Genomic DNA, 21,195 nt, shown 5'->3' with positions numbered 1-21,195 from the left:
TTGTTGTTCTGATTCATTGTTCGGGATGTTTAATGCCCCATCGTGCCTACCTGTTTTCCCTGCGACTTGCCCACGCGTTCCGCGAGGCCTGTATCGACGAGCGCTATACCACAAAGCGACTTGGCCGCGATGTGATGGCAGGGGTTACGGTGGGCATTATTGCCATTCCGCTGGCCATGGCGCTGGCCATTGCCAGCGGAGTGCCGCCCCAATATGGTCTCTACACGGCGTTCATTGCCGGATTTGTGATCGCGTTAACCGGCGGCAGCCGTTTCAGTATTTCTGGTCCCACCGCCGCCTTTGTTGTGATCCTGTACCCCATCGCCCAGACCTATGGCCTGGGTGGCTTGCTGCTTGCCTCGCTGATGTCGGGTGTATTGTTGCTGATCATGGCGTTCATGCGTCTGGGGCGGTTCATCGAATACATTCCCGAATCGGTTACTCTCGGATTTACCGGCGGCATCGCGGTGGTGATCGCCACGCTGCAGGTGAAGGACTTTTTCGGGCTGAACATTGAGCAAATGCCGGAGCATTACTGGGACAAGCTGGCGGCTGTTGGTGAGGCGATGCCCGGGCTGGATGCCATGGCCACACTGGTGGCAATAGCCACGCTGGCGGTGATGCTGCTATGGCCCCGTTTGAAAACGCCGGTACCACCCCATCTGCCGGCAGTGATTATTGGCAGTCTTCTGGCGATGGCGCTGAATATCAACGGCGCAGCAATAGAAACCATTGGCTCCCGGTTCAGTTACCTGCTGGCGGACGGGTCTCTTGGTGCCGGCATTCCTCCCTTTCTGCCTGAGTTTGCCTGGCCCTGGAGCCGGCCGGACGCCAGCGGTGAGCCCCTGGGCATTAGCTGGACCCTGGTTCGGGACCTGTTGCCGGCTGCTTTTGCCATTGCCATGCTGGGAGCCATTGAATCGCTGCTGTGTGCCGTGGTGCTGGATGGCATGACAGGCAAACGCCACAGCGCCAACAGTGAATTGCTGGGGCAGGGTATCGGCAATGTGATTACGCCATTTTTTGGTGGCATTACGGCAACAGCCGCCATTGCCCGTTCCGCGGCCAACTACCGCGCGGGTGCGGAATCGCCGGTTTCAGGCATGGTGCACGCACTGGTGGTTCTGCTGGCATTGGTGTCGCTGGCGCCGTTGCTTGCCTACCTGCCGATGGCAGCCATGGCGGCATTGTTGGTAATGGTGGCCTGGAACATGAGTGAGGCCCCCAAATCCGTTCACCTACTGAAGACTGCCCCGCGAAGCGATATCCTGGTGTTCATTACCTGCTTCTCGCTGACTGTGTTGCTGGACATGGTCATCGCCATCACCACCGGGATTCTCTTGGCGGCGGTCCTGTTCATGCGGGAAATGGCCCAGATGACCCGGGTGACGGACATCACCGGCAGCAGGCGAATGGAAGGGGCTCGCCTGCCTGACGGTTGGCAGGTGTTCAAGATCAATGGCCCCCTGTTTTTCGCCGCGGCCGACCGGATTTTCGGGGAGTTGGCGCAGCTGTCGGCCAGCGCCCGCGGTTTTATTCTCTACATGGATGGGGTGACGATTCTGGATGCCGGCGGGTTGTCTGCCCTTGACAAGCTAATCAGCACCTGCCGGGCAGATGGTACGCAAGTGGTTATCGCAGATCTGCAGTTCCAGCCGTTGCGCACCTTGGCCAGGGCGGGTGTCAAACCGGAAGAGGGCGTCGTCCGGTTCTATCCGACACTGGATGAAGCGGTCAAAGCTGAAAGCCAGCTCTCTCCTACATAGGCCAGTGCACCTGCAGATTACCACCTCCGAAGGCCGCCTTGTGCAGATAAAAAGTCGGCGCGAGCGTAAGAATCGCGTTTTCTTTTCGGGATAGCACAATCTCGAAGGGTAAGGCGAATTTACCGATAAATCCGTGGTGGTCCTCATCTTCGCTTTTTGAATAGGTCTGCTCTATGTCCGGCACGCTCAGGTAAATCGCCGGCTTCAGGGTAACGGCCGGGGTCAGGGTCAGGCTGATACGCCCGGCCAGAACGGGTTCTCTGCGGCGCAGGTCCGCAATTTCATCCAGATTTCGCCCCGTATACCCCTTTTCCCTGAGATAAAAATAATGAAGCCCGATGCCGGGTTCCAGGCGGTGGTTGTTATAGATGGCTTCCGCTTCAACCCTGAGGTGGTCACGCATGGTGGGTGTGCCGGAAGCGCGCTCATCCAGGTTGTAATACCGGCGGGTATGTTCTCCACTCAGGGCCGTCCGGAGTTGCCAGTGGCCGCGCCAGAATTGATGGCTGAGGGCGCCCCGGATGGTTTCGTTTTCCACCACCAGACCTTCGCCGCGGCTGTCGAAGGTGGAAGCTGGGGAATAAGTGACGGAGGCGGTGGTGCCGCCTTGTTGAGGCTGTCCGGCTGGGCGGTGCCACTGAAGGAAGAAACTCTGTGCCGGGTCTTCAAACGCATCGTCGCTGCGGGTTTTGTCGTTGAAGTAGAGATCGGGCAATATCCAGCTGGCATGTAACCAGGATTCATCGTCAAAGGTGTGCCGGCCACTGAAATAGACATCGGAACGGGACTTGTCGGCAAACACATCTCCCTGGAGCCACACTTCGGTTGCATCGGTTAACTGGTGGCGAAATCCTACAAGCTGGCGGTCGTAACTGCCGTCAAAGTCCTCACTGCGCTGGATGTCCAGCAGGAAGCCCTGTCGATTCTCGTTGAAGCCAAAATCCTGGCGGAACCGAAAATCCAGATACAGACGCCGGCTTCCAACGCTGCCACCGGTTCCGCGTATGCCATTTTCGATAGCAGAAGGGGCCGGTTGGTTGTGTCCGAAAGACAGTTCATGAAGGTAGCGTTCCACATTGGCCGTGTCGTCCCTGCCCAGAACCACAGCGTCTTGCCGCCACGGTTGAGGTATGTGGTTCAGCTCGGCTGCCAACGTTGCTGGCAGAAGAACAGCAATGGCAATAATGACCTTCAGCTTGCTACCCATGGCAGTTCCAGGACAGGTTGCTGGTATTGAACAAACGTTTGCCCGACTCAGCTTCGGCTAATAGGCTATGCTACGCACATTTCGGGCCCACGCAAAAGGATGATCATGCTCCCCTTTCGTTTTGTTGACCGCGTCAAATTCATTGTAGAGCGCCAACTTGTCAAAGGCGCTGGTTTTCAGTTGTTGGTAGTGGGTGTCTTCATCGGGCTTATTTCCCTGATTGGTGGCTTGCTGGTGATTCCCTTCGGCGAATCCCATGAGGATGTGGGGGGCGCCATCTGGTGGGCCTTTCTGCGGCTGACGGACCCGGGCTATCTGGGGGACGATGTGGGAAACTGGCAACGGCTGGTATCCACCATCCTGACCATCAGCGGCTACGTGGTGTTCATGGGTACTCTGGTGGCTATCCTGACCCGCTGGCTGATTGCCAAGATGACGGATCTGGAACGGGGACTGACGCCGGTCACCCTGAGAAACCATATCGTAGTGCTGGGCTGGACCAACCAGACGCTGCCCCTGCTCGGTGAGTTGCTGGGCTCTTCGGGCCGCATGCGGCGGTTCCTGGAAAAGCACGATACCAGCCGGTTGCGCCTGGTGGTGCTTTCGGAAACCGCCTCTGCCGCCCAGGTTCATGAACTGCGTAATGAGCCCGGCATCGGCCGCAAGGCGCGACAGATTATTCTGCGTTCCGGCGCCGCCATCCAGCCTGATGCCCTGCAACGGGTGGCTTGCCTGGATGCCTCTGCAGTCATAGTGCCCAGCGCGGCCCATGAAGCGGGCAGCCTGGTAACGTCGGATATAGAAACCGTAAAGGCGCTGCTGTCGATCGCCGCACAGGCGCGGCATCTGGGTGCGCCCCTGCCGTTTGTAGTGGCCGAAATCCAGGACATACGCAAACACCCGGTCATTGAGCGTGCCTATCCCGGCGAGATGGAAGTGGTTGCCGGTGATGCCACCATCAGCAGGTTGATGGTCCAGAATATCCTGCACCCGGGGCTGTCGGAAATCTATAACGAGTTGCTCAGTGCCGGAGAGGGCTGTGAGCTCTATATCCGGGGTGGCGAGTCACTGGCGGGGCTGTCTCTCGGCGAACTGGCCTCCCAGCGTTCCAGGGTTATTGTGCTGGGAGTCCTGAAACCGGGAGGCAAGGGCTGGAACGTGCAGATGCCGGCTTCATCGAACACCCTGATAGCTGCCGAAGACCGCGTTGTGATGCTGGCGCGGGACTACGCCGAAACCGAACCCGATCCCAAGGCCCCGCAACTGCCGTTAATCAATCGCGGGCAGGCCGTTAACCATTCCGTTGCCATTTCTGAACGCGTCCACCGGGTTCTGGTGCTGGGCTGGAACCGCCGCGTCCCCAGCCTGATCGATGAATTTGCCAGCTACACCAAGATGCGGTTTGAAGTGGATGTCGTCTCCGTGGTGCCCGCCCGGGAGCGTCAGCAGGAGATTGAACGGTATTTGGGCGAGCAGCACGCTGTGACCTGTCGTCATATTGAGGCGGATTACATGGTGGAGGGGGAACTCAGGCGTGTGGGCCCACTGAACTACGATTCCATCATGCTGGTCAGCAGTGATCGGCTGGCCTCAGGAGAAGAAGCTGACGCCCGGGCGATGGTGGGCTACCTCCAGCTGGAAGATCTGCTCAGTGAGGGTGGCCAGCGACCGCAGCTGATCATGGAGTTGAGTGATCCTGACAACCGTCATCTGTTAACCGGCCATCAGAGTGAAATGATGATCAGCCCGATGATTGTCAGCCATGTCCTTGCCCAGGTGGCGTTGCGGCGGGAATTGAGGGTAGTTCTGGACGAACTGTTTACGGTGGGTGGGGCCGAGATACAGTTCCGGGATCCCCATGACTACCCGCTACCGGCCAGTGCGGACTTCCAGGTGCTGGAGAAAGTGGTGGCGACAAAAGGAGAGGTGGCGCTGGGTGTCTGGCGTGATCATGCCAATAAGCATGGGCGCCATGTGAGCCTCATTCCACCGAGAGACGAATATCTGGACCTGAATGCGGCCGACCGGCTAATCGTGATGTGCTGTTCCTGAAACAGGGGCCCGGTTCATTCAATAGTATCCAGCAGGGCTGCCATAATATCATCCATGACCACGAAGCCCACAAGATCGTTATCCTGCAGCACCAACAGGCGCTTTACGCGGTGCTGGCTCATCAGGCTGGCAGCATAGCGAATGCCAAGATGCTCCCCGACGCTGATCACCGGCTTGGCACAGGCGTCGTAGACATTGAGCAGGTCGATATCGCCGTCTTCCGCAATCACGGCCTTGAGAATGTTGGTGTAGGTAATCAGGCCGTAGGCATCGTGCTCATTCTGTTTTTCCACCACCAGTGATTTCACCTCGTGCCTTTTCATCAGCGACAAGGCCTCACGGAGGCTGGCAAACGGGGATACATTGATGGTATCCCGGATCATCACATCCCTTACTAGTTTCATTCCGATGCTCCGCCTAGAGTGAGTCTTTTACGTGTTGTTCGAATTTTTCAACCTGTGTCAGGTCAATGCCTCCAAGATGTTCCAGAGGCAGAGTGAAAACCAGTCCCCGGGAATCGTTCTTTTCTGGCATGAGAAGGTGTTGTATGGCTTTCAGGATATCCAGCGATAGCCCTTTTTCCAGCACCATTACGAGAATACTCTGGCTGCCATCATAGGTCAGGCCAAAGAAGGTTTTTTTGGCGGTATTGCTGATGCCGCGACCGGCCAGGACAGTGACACCGCCCGCGCCGAGATCCCGGGCTGCATCAATGCAATCCTGTTCCTGATCTTCCGGCACGATAGCGACGAGTACAGAGAATTTCATGTGGACAGTTTCCTTCGTGCAGCGATGTGGTCACCAACAATGGCATAGGCCATTACCGTGATGATGGGAAAGATAGAGGCAAAGGCAATCAGCCCGAAGCCATCGATCAGCACACTGCGCCCCTCGATGTTGCCGGCAAGGCCGATCCCCAGTGCCGTCACCAGTGGTACCGTAACCTCTGATGTGGTCACGCCACCAAGATCATAGGCCAGTGGAATAATATAGCGCGGGGCAACGGCGGTCAGCATGACAACCACCAGGTAGCCCCCCATGATGTAGTAGTGGATGGAGTCACCCACAATGATCCGATGTACACCGACGGTGATGCCGACGGCAACACCCAGGGCGACAAACAGGCGAATGGCATTGCCGTTCAAGGTGCCGGCTGCCGCCTCTTCTGCCTGCTGGCCGATTGCAATGAGTGCCGGCTCCGCCATGGTAGTGGCGAATCCGATCATGAACGCAAACAGATAGATAAACAGGAATCCATCAAGGCCGATCAGCTGCTCCGCCATGCTGGTACCAATGGGAAACAGGCCAAGTTTCAGGCCAACGACGAACGCATAAAGACCCAGAACGACCAGGGCAAAACCAAAGAGAATCTTGCGGGGATTGCTGAGGCCCCGTCGCAAAACCAGATACTGGAAGATGAGTATGGTGAGTATGATGGGCAATACGTCCCGCACCATCTCGGCCAGCTCCAGCAGCATTTTCAGGGGGCCGGCCACCGGAGGTCGGGCATGTCCGGTTTCCATCAGCAGTTCACTGTGCGTCTGTTCTCCGGAATAAACCACAATGCCGTATAACTGAACCGTGATCATCGGCACCATCACCGCCAGCGCCACCAGCCCGAAACCGTCAGTGAGCGGATTGCGGCCACGAATCGACATTGCGAGGCCGATACCCAGCGCGGCCACCAGGGGAACTGTGACTACGTTGGTGGTGACACCACCGGAGTCATAGGCCAGACCAACAATTTCTTCAGGCGCAAACCAGGTGACGACCACGACGATGATGTAGCCCAGGATCATGAACCAGTGCAGTGGGTAGCCCATAATCGTTCTGAATACGGCCAACCCGATTACAACGCCCACCGAGGTTGCCACCAGTAATCGCAGGGTGACGGCGTCAATCCTGCCGCCGCTGATTTCCTGTGCCTGTTGTGCCACTGCAATGAGAGCGGGCTCCGCCACCACTGCGGAAAACCCGAGGGAAAACCCGAAGGCCAGCAGGATGGGAACAGAGCCACGGCGGGCAAACTGGTTGGACAGGCTTTTTCCCACCGGAAAAATGCTCAGCTCCAGCCCCTGAAGGAACAGCGCAATACCGACCGCCACGACGAGCAGGCCAAAGGCCATGCCGAGCGTGTTCTCTGGCACCTGTTGCAGAATAGCGAGCTGGAAGAACACCACAACCGCCACGATGGGCAAGAGGTTTTTGAGGGCGTGCAGAAGAGAGTGGCCGAAAGCTCGAATGTAAAACACCGGGGCCTGGTACCTGTGTCGGGTTCTGAGGCGGTTTGCTACCTGAATCAACATAGTAGCACCGGGGGCACATGGGTGCCTGATACACCTCAAGTTTGATGCTTGCAGGCATTCATACAAAAAATGACGAATATAGATAATATAAATTTCAATTATAAAATCAAACCCACTAAAGTACCCGTCAATGTCAGCGGACTGAATGTTTTTTGAACGGACGCTGGCTCGCTGAAGTTGCTTTTATGCTTCATAAAAGAGCACCTCAAACCGTAGAAGACAGGACTGAGATCATGCCATACGCAAACGACGTTGACGCCATTGCTTCCATTCTGAAGCAAAATCCCACCTGGAATGCCATCAAGCCTGAGCACGCGGCTCGCATGCGCGCCCAGAACAAATTCAAGACTGGCCTGGACATCGCCAAGTACACCGCGAAAATCATGCGCGAAGACATGGCGAACTACGATAAAGACACCTCCCAGTACACGCAGTCACTGGGTTGCTGGCACGGATTTATCGGCCAGCAGAAGATGATCTCCATCAAGAAGCATTTCGGTAGCACCAAGCGTCGTTACCTGTACCTGTCCGGCTGGATGGTTGCAGCACTGCGTTCCGAGTTCGGCCCGCTGCCTGACCAGTCCATGCATGAGAAGACGGCTGTTTCCGGCCTGATCGAAGAGCTGTACACCTTCCTGCGCCAGGCGGACGCATGGGAGCTGAACCACCTGTTCCGTGCCCTGGAAGAAGCCCAGAAGGCTGGCGACAACGCCAAGGCTGACGAGCTGATCAAGCAGATCGACAACCACGAAACCCACATTGTGCCAATCATTGCCGACATCGACGCTGGTTTCGGTAACGCTGAAGCGACTTACCTGCTGGCCAAGCAGATGATCGAAGCCGGTGCCTGCTGCATCCAGATCGAGAACCAGGTATCTGACGAGAAGCAGTGTGGTCACCAGGACGGCAAGGTTACCGTTCCCCACGCCGACTTCCTGTCCAAGATCAACGCCGTTCGCCTGGCGTTCCTGGAGCTGGGTGTGGACGACGGTGTTATCGTTGCCCGTACCGACTCGCTGGGCGCTGGCCTGACCCAGAAGATTGCCGTGACCGACGAGCCGGGCGATCTGGGTGACCAGTACAACAGCTTCATCGACGGTGATGTTATCGACAAGGCCGAAGACATCAACAACGGCGATGTTGTGATCAAGCAGAACGGCCAGCTGGTCAAGCCGAAGCGTCTGGCTTCTGGCCTGTTCCAGTTCAAGCCGGGCACTGGCGAAGATCGTGTGGTTCTGGACTGTATCACCAGCCTGCAGAACGGCGCTGACCTGCTGTGGATCGAAACCGAGAAGCCCCACGTTGGCCAGATCGCTGCCATGGTTAACCGCATCAAGGAAGTGGTGCCCGACGCCAAGCTGGTCTACAACAACAGCCCGTCGTTCAACTGGACCCTGAACTTCCGTCAGCAGGTATTCGATGCCTGGAAGGACGAAGGCAAGGACGTGTCTGCCTACGAGCGCGCCGACCTGATGAACGCCAAGTATGACGACACTGATCTCGGCAAGCTGGCCGACGAGTGGACTGCCAACTTCCAGCGTGATGGCGCCCGTGAAGCCGGTATCTTCCACCACCTGATCACCCTGCCGACGTACCACACCGCGGCCCTGTCTACCGACAACCTGGCCAAGGGCTACTTCGGTGACGAAGGCATGCTGGCCTACGTTGCCGGTGTTCAGCGCAAGGAAATCCGTCAGGGCATCGCGACTGTGAAGCACCAGGACATGGCCGGTTCCAACATCGGCGATGACCACAAGGAGTTCTTCGCAGGTGACGCGGCCCTGAAGGCTGGCGGTAAAGACAACACAATGAACCAGTTCTAAACAACGGTTCGGTTGTCCCTGAAGTGGGCCGCGAGGCTCACTTCAGTACCCGAAACCCCGCCTTGCGCGGGGTTTTGTTTTTTTACAGTAAGGTTTTTAGTCAGGTTGCTGAAATCACGCCATAAACGGTCTGTTTGATCTTTTTCCCCGCCAACTCTGTTTCATTCCTGAAACAGTCTGCTCCCTCCGTGAATACGGCTCTGTTTCTTGCTGTGTCCCTAAAGCTTCGCTAAAACAATCAGATAAAATTTTCTTAACGATTCTGGCACGGGAATCGCACCTATTGCCTAGCGGGTCTGAACCTTGGCTTACCGAAGGCTAGCGGTTTTAGTCGGATCCCTTTAAATGCCAATTATCGAAAAGGAAGCGATATTATGAACACCAAAAAAAGTTTGCTAGCAGCTGCCATTGCAATGAGCCTGGGTGTTTCCGGTTTTGCTTATGCGGACCTTGGAGGTGACGGAGATCCGAATACCAATGCGGATGATACCTCCGTTGCCAACAATGACCAGTCCGGCAACACCAACTCCGGTAACGACAATTCCGACAATTCCGATAACTCGGATAATTCCGATAACTCGGATAACTCGGATAACAGCACCGATGTTGCTGATTCGTTCAAGATTGCCGAAAGCGGCAACGACAATTCGGACAATACGGACAACTCCGATAACAGTGACAACTCCGATAACAGCGACAACTCGGACAACAGCACCGATGTTGCCGACTCGTTCAAGATTGCCGACAGCGGCAATGACAATTCGGACAATTCGGATAATTCCGATAACAGCGACAACTCGGACAACAGCACCGATGTTGCCGACTCGTTCAAGATTGCCGACAGTGGCAATGACAATTCGGACAATTCGGATAATTCCGACAACAGCGACAATTCCGATAACAGTGACAACTCGGACAACTCCGATAATTCGGACAACAGCACTGATGTGAGTGATTCGTTCAAGATCGCTGACAGCGGCAACGACTCGTCCGATAACTCGGATAATTCGGATAACTCGGATAATTCCGATAATTCGCTGACCCTGGACCTGGAAGTATACCTGAACAACGCCGATCTGGACGGCAACGTTACGGATACCACAGTCACCTACGGTGATGCCAACGGCCGAGGTTCCTACACCGAGGTTCGTAACAGTAACGAAATCTCCGGTGGCTCAGCGAACTACACCGGCGTCGGGGCATTTGCACAGACTGCAGGCAATGCCAACGTTACACAGGCCAATGTCAGTATACAGTCTAGCCTGAACGCTGGCAGCGGTGGTGCCGGCACTCAATGAGGCATCCAGGCCGCACCTGCTGTTTCGGGTGCGGCCCGGTTATTCCGGGAGAACTGCCATGGCTCGTGTCATCAGATGGAAACTGAAGGCTGCCTTGCTGGCGTTAATGTTCGGGGCAACGGGACTGGTATCGGCCGAGGAGTGGATGGAAGCCACCCCGTTGTCGGCGGATGAGCTGGCGGATTCAAGCGGCCGCCAGGGAATTCCGATGCAGTGGCAGATTAACAATAACCAGCAGAATGCAAATGTGTCCGATAACCTGTTGTCGGGGAATGTTGTCACGGGTAATAACAGTATTTCCGACAATGCGTTCGGCAACATGAGCGGGGTTGCCACGGTTATCCAGAATACCGGTAACCAGGTGGTCATTCAGGACAGTACCCAGATCAACATACTGATTAATCACTGACGGAGGTGGGCCATGGCCAGAAAGGTTCTTGTTGCGATCTGCGCGAGTGCCGGGCTGCTGTGGTCCATTGCCTTCGCCGGCTCGGTCATGGTGCCGGGTATTGGTGGTGATTTTCGGTTAGATGTAAAAAGTTTCGAGAACCGGCGCTTTGACAGCGTCATGCGCCAGCAGTATGACTTCAGTTGCGGCTCCGCAGCCGTTGCTTCCCTGTTGTCCTTTCACTACGAAGATCAGGTAACAGAGCACGATGTCTTCATCGAGATGCTCGCGCTGGCAGACGAAAAGAAGGTGCGCCAGGAGGGTTTCTCCATGCTTGATATGAAGCGCTACCTTGAGGCCAGAGGGTACCAGGCCGATGGGTTCCGCATGCCGTTGACCGGCCTCAGGGAGAAAGTGCGATTACCCATGATTGTGTTGTTGAACATTGATGGCTTCCGGCATTTCGTTTTGATCAAGGGGATCAGCGAAGACGAGGTCCTGGTAGGGGATCCGGCGCGGGGGCTGAAGGTTTATTCCTACGCAAAATTCAGCGAGTACTGGAACGGCACCGCCTTTATTATCCGCAGCCATCTTGGGCAAGGGAGAGACGCCTTTCTCGGCGACGGGCATTGGCCTCAGGTTGCCAGGGCGCCGGTACAGAAAGGCCTTAACGGTCCTTCACTCGGGCACACATTACCCTACTGGCCCTCTTCAAGGGAATGGTGATGATCATGATGGTCCGGATGCCAGCTATCGCTATACTGTTTAGTTCATTTGCAGCGTTATCGCCCTCAGCAGCCCAGGCAGAATTGACGCTGGGGGTTGAACCTCTGAGTGATCCGGAGTTGGCTGATTACCGGGGCGGCTTCCTGATGGATAACCTGGAGATCAGCATCGGGCTGGAGCAAATCGTTGGTATCAACGGTGACACCATGGTGATCAATCGGTTGACCATTCCCAATCTTAACCAGGCCGCCAATGATCGTTTGGTGGACCATCACACGGACACCGTACTCGAGGTTATCAGCGCGAACCGCAGTGGCGGCGCGCGGGTAGCCAGTAATATGGCAGGGCCCAACGGCTGGATGACCGTGGTCCAGAACAGCCTCGATAGCACGGTGATACAGAATATGTATCAACTGAACATTGAACTGAACAATCTGGGCGCCGGTGTCGGGAATCAGTTCCCGGCACGGTTCAGCGATCAGCTTGTCCAGTTGCTTGGTCGCTGATAGACCTTTGCTTCCCCCTAGAGACTGATTGGTAGCTTGAGAGTGATCTCGCTGTTGGGCGCATTTTCCGTAACCCCCACGCTCACCGTCAGGCTCAGACTTGTGGACTGCGTCAGACGCTGCGACAGGCCGAATGACAGAGACCCGATCTGAATACGTTCGAAGTTGGCTGCAAACACATCGTTATTTCTCTCGAACGTTGTTTTACGGATGATCGAGTGGTCGTAGCCCAGACTGAAGGACGTGCGCTCGTTAAATGCAAACCCCATTCCGAAGCCGAAGCGGACAATGTCACCGGGATCGACCGTGCCCCCGTTTTCGAAGCCCTGCTCTTCCTTGAGAGTCCAGACATAACTCAGGTTCCCGAACAGCACGGCCGGGTCCGTCGGGTAGATGAACGAAAAGCCCGGTTCGAACGCCCAGAAGCCGGAGCCCGTGGGGCGATCACCGAGTTCGACGCCGATGGGAGCGCCATCATCTGCCTCGATTACCCGTCGCTCGACATCGTACGGACCTTCTCCGGTTGGCGCTCTCACCCGGATTGCGCCAATGACGTAGGGCCAGCCACCCAGGCCATCGGTCAACTGGTAACGAGCTGATAATTCAACATCACCCAGACCCTCGCCCGAGGACTCGCGCAGCGTATCTACCGGTGTGCCCTGGAAAACCTCCCGCTCTCTAAGGTCCTCATTGATGCTGAGGTAGGGGACTCGCACCGCCGCCTCAAGTTTGCTGGTAAAGCCATACTTGAGTGACATCGCGCCGACAAAAATGTCGCGCTGGATTTCCGAAATATTGATCAACCCGATGAGCAGGGCAGGTATCACCGTATAACCCTCCACCGCGACCGCCGTTGCGTTGCTGTGGGCATGGGAGAAGGACGGCTCGATGGTAAACCGGCCTGGTCGGGTAACGATGCCACGGTCTGCGGTAATCGATGCAATGTCGGTCGCTGGGTCGTTCGCCTCCTCAGAAGCCGTTATCGCCGTGCTACCGGCGTTGGCGTCTGTCTGTGCTGTTTGCGCAAGGGCTGGAGTTGCCACCGCTACCAGAGGGACGAGCCAAAACATTCTTACAGCCATGGAAAATCTCCTTTAGTCACTCTTCGAAGGCGAGACGGATGTTTTGTGAAGAACCTGATGCTTGTCCATCAGCCGGTAAAACGAGACTCTCGAAATGTTGAGCAGTCGTGCCGCAGCGGAAATATTATTCTGGGCCAGTGCCAGGCTGACGGAGATCGCACGGCGATCAGCCTGGGAACGGAAGGCATCAAGGGATAGTTCCTGGCTCTGGTTTTCAGTGTTGGTAGATGTCTGTCCAAAGCCCATGTCATCAGGTTTGATAACAAGGCCTTCCCCCAGCAGCAAAGCCTGCCGCATGCGGTTCTGGAGCTCTCTGAGATTTCCGGGCCATGGATGTTCCGCCAGGCAGAGGGTTGTGGTGTCCGCCAGCCGTCTGGGCCCTGCCGATGTCGGTGTTGCCGAAAGTATCCGGTTCGCCAGCAGAAGAATGTCTTCTTTGCGCTCCCGCAGTGGTGGCAGTAATACGTGCAGGCTGCCAAGCCGGTAAAAGACATCGCTTCGGAAACGACCAGATGCCACCAGCTGTTCCAGAGGGCTGGTGCTGGTGGCTATCAACCGGGCATCTACCTCTATGGTTCGATAACCGCCGATACGTTCGATCTGGCCTTCCTGAAGAAAACGCAGAATGGCCGATTGTTGCTCCAGGTTGAGCTCATCAACACCGACGAGCAACAGCGTGCCACCGTCGGCAGTTTCAATCCTGCCCTTCTGTGCACTCAGGGCATGAGTGAATGAGCCCTTTTCATGCCCGAATAGTTCGTTCTGGGTCAGCGAAGGGGGCAGAGCTGCACAGTTGACGACTACCAGGGGCTTGTTTCTGCGTGGGGAGTTGTTATGAATAAATTTTGCGGCCGCTTCTTTGCCAGTGCCATTTTCACCGTAAATCAGCACGGGTTCTTCTGTGTGTGCGAACTTGCCAAGCAGTTCCCTTGTCTGTCTGATAGCAAGGGATTCGCCTTCCAGGGCAATGTCGTGGTAGCTCAGAGGTGCAGATCGGGAAGCCCTTTCATGGAGTTCAGACATGCCCCACAGATGACCAAGTATCCCGTGGAGCCGCTCATACTGAATGGGCAAGGTGTGGTAATCCTCGCAGTAACGGTTGATCAGCCCGCAGATTTCCGGGCTATCAATCTGGGCGGGCTCAAGGACGGCAACCCAGTGCCCGACGCGAAGCGCTTCCAGCCAGCTGGTTGCCACAGCTAACTGGTCGCTGGAAAGTTCGCTGACATCGAATACACCAACCCAGGTGCTGTCGCTGGGGATGTCACCGTGGGGTAGCTCGGCATCAATGGCTATGGGAATCAATTGCCATTCCCGCAATTCAGCAGCTTGCGTTGCAAAGCCGGAGTACTCCGCCGACAACCAAATGAGCGGTCGTTTTTCCTTCATGGCGACTCTCCTTGAGTTCGTGTCGGGAAAACGGACTGCTAGACGTTCATTGAATTCTGCTAAGGCTGGAACGGATTGATCCAGTCACTGCCCTGTGACCACAAACGGCTGGGTGAACAGGCGGAAAATGCTTGTGATAGTTATTCAGATTGTGTGCCAGTTTTAATACTTGCGGTTGTTTCAGAAGGTTAGAAAATGAGAGCTGTGTCGCAGAAGGATCCCTGTAAAATATGCCGACACAATTCAGCGTTCGCTCAGTTTCTTACGGGTTTCCAGGCGGCCCTTCCGGCGGATTTCCGCATTCGCGAATCGCCGCTGCTGGTCCTCCGTTTCCGGTTTTACTGCGGGTACATCGATGGGCGTGTCGTTCTCGTCCAGCGCCACGAAGGTGAAAAACGCCGAGAGGATATGCCGGCACTCACCGGTGTAGCTGTTTTCGGCTTCCACACGGGCACCGATTTCCATGGAGGACCCCCAGCTGCGGTTGAGGGCGAGGTTGAACAGCAGGGTGTCATTGCCTTTGGCGGGTGCGCGGAAGTGAATCGAATCCACAGCGGCTGTCACACAGACATGTCCGGAGTGCCGTTCTGCAACGACCAGCGCCAGCCGGTCACACTTGGCCATGATCATGCCGCCGAACACCGTCTGGTGAGAGTTCATGTCATTCGGGAACACCTTGTAGACATGCTTGTCGATGGCGGATGCCGAAACCGGTCTGGCAGGTCTGGGTGGCATTGATTGTTCTCCCCGTAGTAGATGTACCGCTACTATACCGCTCAGGGGTTCTGTTTAAAGCGTTCGATGCGTTCCCTGGTTACCGGGTGACTCGACAGCATGTCCTGAAACGCATCCCATCGGCTGCTTTCCTCCTCTGCGGCCGGGGCTTCTTTCTCGCTGTGGGAGACCGTCAGTCGCTCCATGATGTTGGCAAAGTGGATCGGGTCTATGCCGCGTTCTTTCAGGGTTTCCAGGGCGTAAGTGTCGGCCTCCCGTTCCATGTCACGGGAATAGGACAGGCTCATCAACACCGCCGGAACTACCACGGTGGCATCAGAAAAAGCAGACAGGTCGCCGGTCATCATCACGATCAGCCAGAAGGTGAGGGATGACTGCACCATTCCCTTCATGCCATGGCGATGGGCTACGTGGCCTGTCTCATGGGCGAGTATAGCGGTGAGTTCATTGTCGTCTTCGGCCAGGTTCACCAGCTCGTCGGTGAAAATCAGCGTACCGTCTGGCAGTGCCATGGCATTGGCGCCGATCGCAGGGGAAGACCGGAATAGAACCGTTATGTTCTGGCCCTCAACCGGTTGCAGGAAAGGCTGGAAATGCTCCTGTAATGATTGCTGGCGCTCTGCTGACAGACTGGAGGGGGCCAACCAGGTGCTATCCAGAGTGTTGAGTGTGGACTCGCCCACCTGCTCTGCAACAGAGTCGGGAAGCGCATTGGCCACGGCCTGGGAAGCCCAGGGCACACCCCAGACAAACGCAATGCCGGTGGTTGCGAGAGTGACCACCACTGCAACCAGAATCAAACCCAGATGAGTCTCCAGCCTGTGCAGCAGGCGGTGGCCACGCCCACGGCGGGACTGCTGTCCAAGTTGGTCCACGCCGTCGTTGTCGTCCGTTTCGAACACACCGTCTTCAGGCAGGTGAAGGTAGCGTGGGGTATTGCCGATCCGCGGTGATATCTCCACATCTGCGGGTGAAAGCTGCAGGCGGGTGTCGCCAGCGTCCAGGATGATCACGCTGTCGGCGGAGCGCAGTACTGCGCTCCGCCGACTGGAATTGCTGCCCGAATAGAAGTGGCCTTCGATGGTGACGTCAGATGGCGGCGAAGTCGACATCAAAGGCATCCCCCAGTTCCTGACCCAGAGCGCTGGTACGGTTCTGCTCCGCTGCTACAAAGTGGTTCAGGTCGCCCCGCACCATCATGGCTGTGCAGGCAGCACGGTACCGCGCCATGCGCACCTTGGCCCAGGGAGTGAACAGGCCCAGGGTGATTACCACAAGAAAGCTGTTGGACAGGTAGATCCAGGTCATCTGCAGAGGTTGCAGCCGTGACTCGAAATCGTGGCTGTCGAGATGGACGGCACAGAGAAACAGGTTGGCGATGCCCGCCATGAAGTAACCAAACAGCGTCAGGTAGCCGATAACGGCAATGACGGAGCCGAGGGTAAAACCGATGTGGCGCATGGCCAGGAAGGCAGCAACACCAAAGGCGACGGCAATGAGCAGGCCCTTGCCGAAGAAGCGATAATACTCACCAGTGTCAGCTTTCAGTTGGAATTCCGTGGTTCCATAGCGGCTGCCATTGGCGATGAACTCGTGGGTCTTCTTCATCACCAGCGGGGTGAGCAGCAACAGGGTAAGCATGTTCAGTAACGGCCACACGAACGCGACCATAAAAGCTTCACCGTATTTGCCCTGGAAATCGAAGCGGATGTTGCGGTAGGCGCTGTTGATCGCTTGGAACCTCAGCGAGCGCACCATGATCCAGGGCACCAGCGGGATAAAGGCAATGGCGAAGACCAGGGCGGCTTCCACATACATTTCCGAAAGTACGACGTAGGCGACCAGCACCGCCAGAGCAATGAGACGGCCCTTGAGAATGGTGACAGGGCTGGCCAGGTATTGAAAGCTGGCACCCTCCATTCGGGTGTTGCCATAAAAGTATTGATTGTTTCGCACCGTGGCCCAAGCAGAATAGATGCCCAGAGTAACAATGGTTAGCAGGATATTGACGATCCAGATGCCGAAATACTCGCGGCCGCTGCCGGTAAATTCAAACGGCGCTTCCTGCTGTGGTCCTGCCGGGCGGGGTTCCGGTTGCCGGGTGTCGGTTGAGGCCGGTGGCGGGGTGTTGGCCTCTGCGCTGGGTGCGTTGGTTGCTGTTCGTGGTTGCGCTGAAATCTGCACGGCGGCGCCGGCTTTGGTCAGTCTTTCGTGGTAAATCAGTGCATCGTCGTGGCTGAGGCCCGACTTGAGCGTTGTGCGGGTGCCGGAGAAAAGACGTGCGGTTCGCTGGTCGGATATCCGGAACAGGGCTTTAACATTGTTCCTTACTTCTGTGTCAGTGAATCCTTCGAGAATCTGCCCGGCAAACGTAATCTGGTAGAGTTCCGTGTAAAGTTCCTTGGTCATGACTTCCCTTAAGCCTTTTGTTCCCCGGGGTGTTCATGTCACCCACTACTGTGTAAAGAGTGCTTCCGTGCACGCACAGGTGCGCCCACAGGGTGAAAGTTACCAGAAATTCATGGAACATGCGTGACGACAGGCACAAATAAAGTACTTTAAACCGTCAGGAAACCGTCACTTAGAAGATCTGGAGAGGCCGCAATTGACCACAGAGCAGGGAGTTGTATTCGCAGTATTGGCAGCCACGCTGGCACTGTTTGTCTGGAACAGGTTGCGGTTTGATGTGGTTGCCATGCTGGCATTGCTGGCGATCGCCATCGCCGGGCTGCTCCCCACCGAGGCGCTGTTTGCGGGGTTCGGCCACCCGGCTGTGGTAACGGTGGCGGCGGTTCTTGTGGTCAGCCAGGGCCTGGTTAACGGTGGTGTGGTGGATAACATCGCCCAGTTGCTGGGCAAGGTGGGCCACCGTCCGACCCTGCAGATCCTTACCCTGACCGGTGTGGTGGCGCTCTGTTCCGGATTCATCAACAACGTGGGCGCCCTGGCGCTGTTGATGCCGGTGGCCGTGTGGATGTCCCGCGAGTCGGGGCGTTCACCCTCACTGCTGCTGATGCCCCTGGCTTTTGGCTCGCTCCTCGGCGGCACCATGACCCTGATAGGCACACCTCCGAACATCATCATTGCCAGTTACCGGGAAGGCGCAAGCTCGTTCGGGCTATTTGATTTTGCACCTGTGGGTGCTGCGATCACGCTCGCCGGCATTGCCTTTATCACCCTGGTGGGCTGGCGCCTGACACCCCAGCGAGGCGAAGACAGCGGGGAGGACGACAAGCTTTTCAGCGTCGGTGACTATCTGACCGAACTGAAGGTTCCTGAAGGCTCCTCCTACGCAGGCGCCACCCTGCACAACCTGCTGTCGGACAGCGGTGAAGACAAGGACGTGGTGGTGCTGGCACTGATCCGTGAAGACAAGCGCGAGCTCGCACCCTCGACCTACAAGGTGCTGAAGGAAAATGATCTGCTGCTGGTAGAGTCGGACACGGAGAGCCTGCAGGCGTTTCTCGACAAGACCGGGTTGGAGCTTGGCAGCCAGGACGAGGACGAGTCAGAAACCGAAGAGGAGCAGACGGCGCGGAAAAGCCGCAAAAAGGAATTGAACGAAGGCGAAGTGCAACTGACCGAGGCGGTTATCACGCCCGAGTCTTCGCTGGTAGGGCAGACCGCCAATCGCCTGAACCTCCGGGAACGACATGGTCTCAATATTGTGGCTGTCGCCAGGCAGGGGCACCGGCTGAAACGGCGACTGGGTGACATTCGTTTCAATGCGGGGGATATCCTGCTGGTCCAGGGTTTTGAGGACACGCTGACCAGCGCGCTTTCCGCCATCGGTTGCCTGCCGCTTGCAGAGCGGGGCCTCCGTCTCGGGTCACCCCGCAAGACCCTGCTGGCCAGCGGTATCTTTATCGCCAGTATCATAGCCATCGTCAGCGGCTGGCTGTCAGCGCCCGTAGCGCTGGTAGCGGGTGCTGTTGCCATGGTGTTGGCGAAACTGATTGATGCACCCGGTGCCTACAAGGCCATCGACTGGTCGGTGATTGTGCTGCTGGCGGCAATGATCCCGGTGGGGCAGGCGCTGGAAACCACTGGCGGAGCCGAGCTGATAGCCGGCCAGATGCTGGCGCTGGGGGGCGGCCTTGCACCGGCGGGGGTGCTGGCGATGGTGCTGGTAGGCACTATGCTGTTATCGAACGTGGTGAATAACGCAGCGGCAGCGATCCTGGTTGCTCCCATTGCCCTGAGCCTGTCTGCAGAGCTGGGAATGCCCTCTGATGCTATATTAATGGCGGTTGCCGTGGGCGCGTCCTGCGCGTTTCTGACGCCCATTGGCCATCAGTCCAATGCACTGGTTCTGGAGCCCGGCGGGTATCAGTTCGGTGATTACTGGAAACTGGGTTTGCCGCTGTCGATTCTGGTGACCGTTGTCGCCGTCCCCATGATCCTGTTGGTGTGGGCATAGGTTTTCAGAACCTATGCGGAATAATCATCCACCCGGCGGTTCGCTATCGTATTCATAGCTCGGGATCGGGGTCAGCAATAAACGGGCAGCTGTTAGAATTCAGTATCGGGACCGACACAGTTGGAGAAAGTAGCGTGGACAAGACAACCCTGTTGGCAGAGCTGGAAACCGCCCGGCAAAGAACCCGGTCGCTGATAACCTCGTTGCCGGAAGAAAAACTGGCCGTGCCTTACCACCCCGGCGTTAACCCGCCATTGTGGGAGATGGGGCATGCTGCTTTCTTCTACGAAGTGTTCGTGTTCAATCTGCTGGACGGCACCCCCAGTTACAATCCGGCCATGGATGATCTCTGGGATTCGTTTCATGTGGACCACCGGGATCGCTGGTCCAGGGAGTTGTTTCCCGGGCGCGAGGAAACCCTGGCCTATTTCGATACCGTCTACGACCGCGTGGCTGAGCGTATCCGCAGCAAACCGCTCGAGGATGAAGATCTGTACCTCTACCGCTATGGCATCTTTCACCAGAACATGCACATCGAATCCCTGATCTGGTGTCGCCAGACCGTGGGGTATCCACCGGCACCGGATTACACCAATGAACGCGTGGCTCCCGGTGACCGCATTGACGGTGATGCGCTGATTCCGGCCGGGCGATGGCTGATCGGGATGCCGGGTGAGTCTGATCATTATGCCACTACCGATTTTGCCTTCGACAACGAGAAGCCAAGGTTTGAAGTGGAGCTGGAACCGTTTGCGATTTCCCGTATGCCGGTGTCCAACCGAGAGTTTATGGCGTTCGTGGATGATGGCGGATACCGGCGCCCGGAGCTCTGGTCGTTTGGTGGCCGCAATTGGCTACAGACGGAGACGGATGTTGCACTGGTTCACGGCAGCCCCGAGCCTGTGCTGCATGCTCCGAAACACCCACTGTACTGGCGCTGGCATGAAGGCCAGTGGCAGGAGCGGTTTTTCGATCAATGGCAGACATTGAATCCCGATGCCCCAGTGTGCCATATCACCTATTGGGAAGCGGAAGCCTGGTGCAAGTGGGCTGGCCGGCGACTGCCGACAGAGTATGAGTGGGAAGTGGCTGCCCTGGGTAACCGGGTGGGTGAGCCCTTCACGCGGTTCCCCTGGGGCAACGCCCCGGTGGGCCATGAGCACGCAGATATGGGTGGTCGGGCCATGGCGCGGAACCCGGTTCAGGATTTTCCGGCCGGTGACAGCCCCTTTGGTTGTCGCCAGATGATCGGCAGTGTGTGGGAGTGGACGAGCAGCCAGTTCTTCCCCTACGACGGATTCCGGATTGATATGTACCCGTTCATGTCGACGCTGCAGTTCGGGGATCACAAGGTCACCCGTGGTGGCAGCTGCGCCACGTCACCGAACCTTATCCGGGGGACCTATCGCCAGGCTTACCTGGCCCAGAGAAACGATGTTTACACCGGGTTTCGCACCTGTGCGCTCCCGCAAACCGGCGCGGATAATCACTGAGGAT

Annotated in this window: 18 protein-coding genes; 9 read left to right on the top strand and 9 right to left on the bottom strand. The window is 56.9% G+C overall.

Annotated elements, in window-relative coordinates; all coding sequences use genetic code 11:
• Window positions 1-32: 32 nt before the first annotated feature.
• Window positions 33-1,766, top strand: coding sequence for a C4-dicarboxylic acid transporter DauA (gene dauA, locus FDP08_RS10380; RefSeq protein ID WP_137436085.1), 1,734 nt, complete (start codon window positions 33-35; stop codon window positions 1,764-1,766).
• Here the strand turns inward: dauA and FDP08_RS10375 are convergent.
• Window positions 1,759-2,973: a hypothetical protein gene (locus FDP08_RS10375; protein ID WP_137436083.1), complete on the bottom strand. Its 1,215-nt coding sequence runs from the start codon at window positions 2,971-2,973 to the stop codon at window positions 1,759-1,761. The two genes, dauA and FDP08_RS10375, sit on opposite strands and share 8 nt — an antisense overlap.
• Before the next feature lie 105 nt (window positions 2,974-3,078).
• Between FDP08_RS10375 and FDP08_RS10370 the strand changes: the two genes are divergently transcribed.
• Window positions 3,079-5,025, top strand: a complete 1,947-nt coding sequence (locus FDP08_RS10370; protein ID WP_137436081.1) for a CASTOR/POLLUX-related putative ion channel — start codon at window positions 3,079-3,081, stop codon at window positions 5,023-5,025.
• 14 nt (window positions 5,026-5,039) lie between these two features.
• Here the strand turns inward: FDP08_RS10370 and FDP08_RS10365 are convergent, their stop codons facing one another.
• The 3 genes from FDP08_RS10365 to FDP08_RS10355 are packed head-to-tail and all read right to left on the bottom strand — an operon-like array spanning window position 5,040 to window position 7,331.
• On the bottom strand, window positions 5,040-5,429 hold the full coding sequence (locus FDP08_RS10365; protein ID WP_137436079.1) for a CBS domain-containing protein: 390 nt from the start codon (window positions 5,427-5,429) through the stop codon (window positions 5,040-5,042).
• Between the two features lie 13 nt (window positions 5,430-5,442).
• The gene (locus FDP08_RS10360; RefSeq protein ID WP_137436078.1) at window positions 5,443-5,793 is read right to left on the bottom strand and encodes a transcriptional regulator; all 351 of its coding nucleotides are present in this window, start codon (window positions 5,791-5,793) and stop codon (window positions 5,443-5,445) included.
• Complete coding sequence (locus FDP08_RS10355; RefSeq protein WP_228263275.1) at window positions 5,790-7,331, bottom strand: DUF1538 domain-containing protein; 1,542 nt, start codon at window positions 7,329-7,331, stop codon at window positions 5,790-5,792. Before FDP08_RS10355 ends, FDP08_RS10360 begins: the two co-directional genes overlap by 4 nt.
• Window positions 7,332-7,564: 233 nt before the next feature.
• On the opposite strand from FDP08_RS10355, the gene FDP08_RS10350 reads away from it, so the two are divergent.
• The 5 genes from FDP08_RS10350 to FDP08_RS10330 all read left to right on the top strand — a co-directional run bounded on the left by FDP08_RS10350 (window position 7,565) and on the right by FDP08_RS10330 (window position 12,072).
• Window positions 7,565-9,154, top strand: a complete 1,590-nt coding sequence (locus FDP08_RS10350) for an isocitrate lyase (protein ID WP_137436076.1) — start codon at window positions 7,565-7,567, stop codon at window positions 9,152-9,154.
• 374 nt (window positions 9,155-9,528) lie between these two features.
• Complete coding sequence (locus FDP08_RS10345) at window positions 9,529-10,452, top strand: hypothetical protein (RefSeq protein ID WP_137436074.1); 924 nt, start codon at window positions 9,529-9,531, stop codon at window positions 10,450-10,452.
• Between the two features lie 58 nt (window positions 10,453-10,510).
• On the top strand, window positions 10,511-10,861 hold the full coding sequence (locus FDP08_RS10340; protein ID WP_137436072.1) for a hypothetical protein: 351 nt from the start codon (window positions 10,511-10,513) through the stop codon (window positions 10,859-10,861).
• Window positions 10,862-10,873: 12 nt separating this feature from the next.
• On the top strand, window positions 10,874-11,566 hold the full coding sequence (locus FDP08_RS10335; RefSeq protein ID WP_137436071.1) for a C39 family peptidase: 693 nt from the start codon (window positions 10,874-10,876) through the stop codon (window positions 11,564-11,566).
• Window positions 11,566-12,072 carry a hypothetical protein gene (locus FDP08_RS10330; RefSeq protein WP_206077288.1) on the top strand — a complete coding sequence of 169 codons (507 nt, stop codon included), beginning with the start codon at window positions 11,566-11,568 and terminating at the stop codon, window positions 12,070-12,072. The genes FDP08_RS10335 and FDP08_RS10330 overlap by 1 nt, the downstream gene beginning before the upstream one ends.
• A 17-nt stretch (window positions 12,073-12,089) precedes the next feature.
• Here the strand turns inward: FDP08_RS10330 and FDP08_RS10325 are convergent, their stop codons facing one another.
• From FDP08_RS10325 to FDP08_RS10305, 5 genes are all read right to left on the bottom strand, one after another.
• Window positions 12,090-13,154, bottom strand: coding sequence for a transporter (locus FDP08_RS10325; RefSeq protein ID WP_170979009.1), 1,065 nt, complete (start codon window positions 13,152-13,154; stop codon window positions 12,090-12,092).
• 12 nt (window positions 13,155-13,166) lie between these two features.
• Window positions 13,167-14,543 (bottom strand): sigma-54 dependent transcriptional regulator, encoded by a 1,377-nt coding sequence (locus FDP08_RS10320; RefSeq protein ID WP_137436069.1) that lies wholly within the window; start codon window positions 14,541-14,543, stop codon window positions 13,167-13,169.
• 243 nt (window positions 14,544-14,786) lie between these two features.
• Window positions 14,787-15,278: an acyl-CoA thioesterase gene (locus FDP08_RS10315; protein WP_137436067.1), complete on the bottom strand. Its 492-nt coding sequence runs from the start codon at window positions 15,276-15,278 to the stop codon at window positions 14,787-14,789.
• 41 nt (window positions 15,279-15,319) lie between these two features.
• Entirely contained in the window at window positions 15,320-16,390 is a 1,071-nt protein-coding gene (locus FDP08_RS10310) for a M48 family metallopeptidase (RefSeq protein WP_228263274.1), read from the bottom strand.
• On the bottom strand, window positions 16,368-17,687 hold the full coding sequence (locus FDP08_RS10305; RefSeq protein WP_137436063.1) for a YjgN family protein: 1,320 nt from the start codon (window positions 17,685-17,687) through the stop codon (window positions 16,368-16,370). Before FDP08_RS10305 ends, FDP08_RS10310 begins: the two co-directional genes overlap by 23 nt.
• 196 nt (window positions 17,688-17,883) lie before the next feature.
• Here FDP08_RS10305 and FDP08_RS10300 point away from each other — a divergent pair, with 196 nt between their 5' ends.
• Together FDP08_RS10300 and senA are read left to right on the top strand one after the other, a co-directional pair.
• Window positions 17,884-19,698 (top strand): SLC13 family permease, encoded by a 1,815-nt coding sequence (locus FDP08_RS10300; RefSeq protein WP_137436061.1) that lies wholly within the window; start codon window positions 17,884-17,886, stop codon window positions 19,696-19,698.
• 134 nt (window positions 19,699-19,832) lie between these two features.
• Window positions 19,833-21,191: a selenoneine synthase SenA gene (senA, locus tag FDP08_RS10295; protein ID WP_137436060.1), complete on the top strand. Its 1,359-nt coding sequence runs from the start codon at window positions 19,833-19,835 to the stop codon at window positions 21,189-21,191.
• Window positions 21,192-21,195: the final 4 nt, after the last annotated feature.

This window comes from Marinobacter panjinensis, assembly GCF_005298175.1.
Classification (GTDB): domain Bacteria; phylum Pseudomonadota; class Gammaproteobacteria; order Pseudomonadales; family Oleiphilaceae; genus Marinobacter; species Marinobacter panjinensis.
Note: the sequence above shows the minus strand (reverse complement) of the source record. Positions and strands in the feature narration are given on the sequence as shown.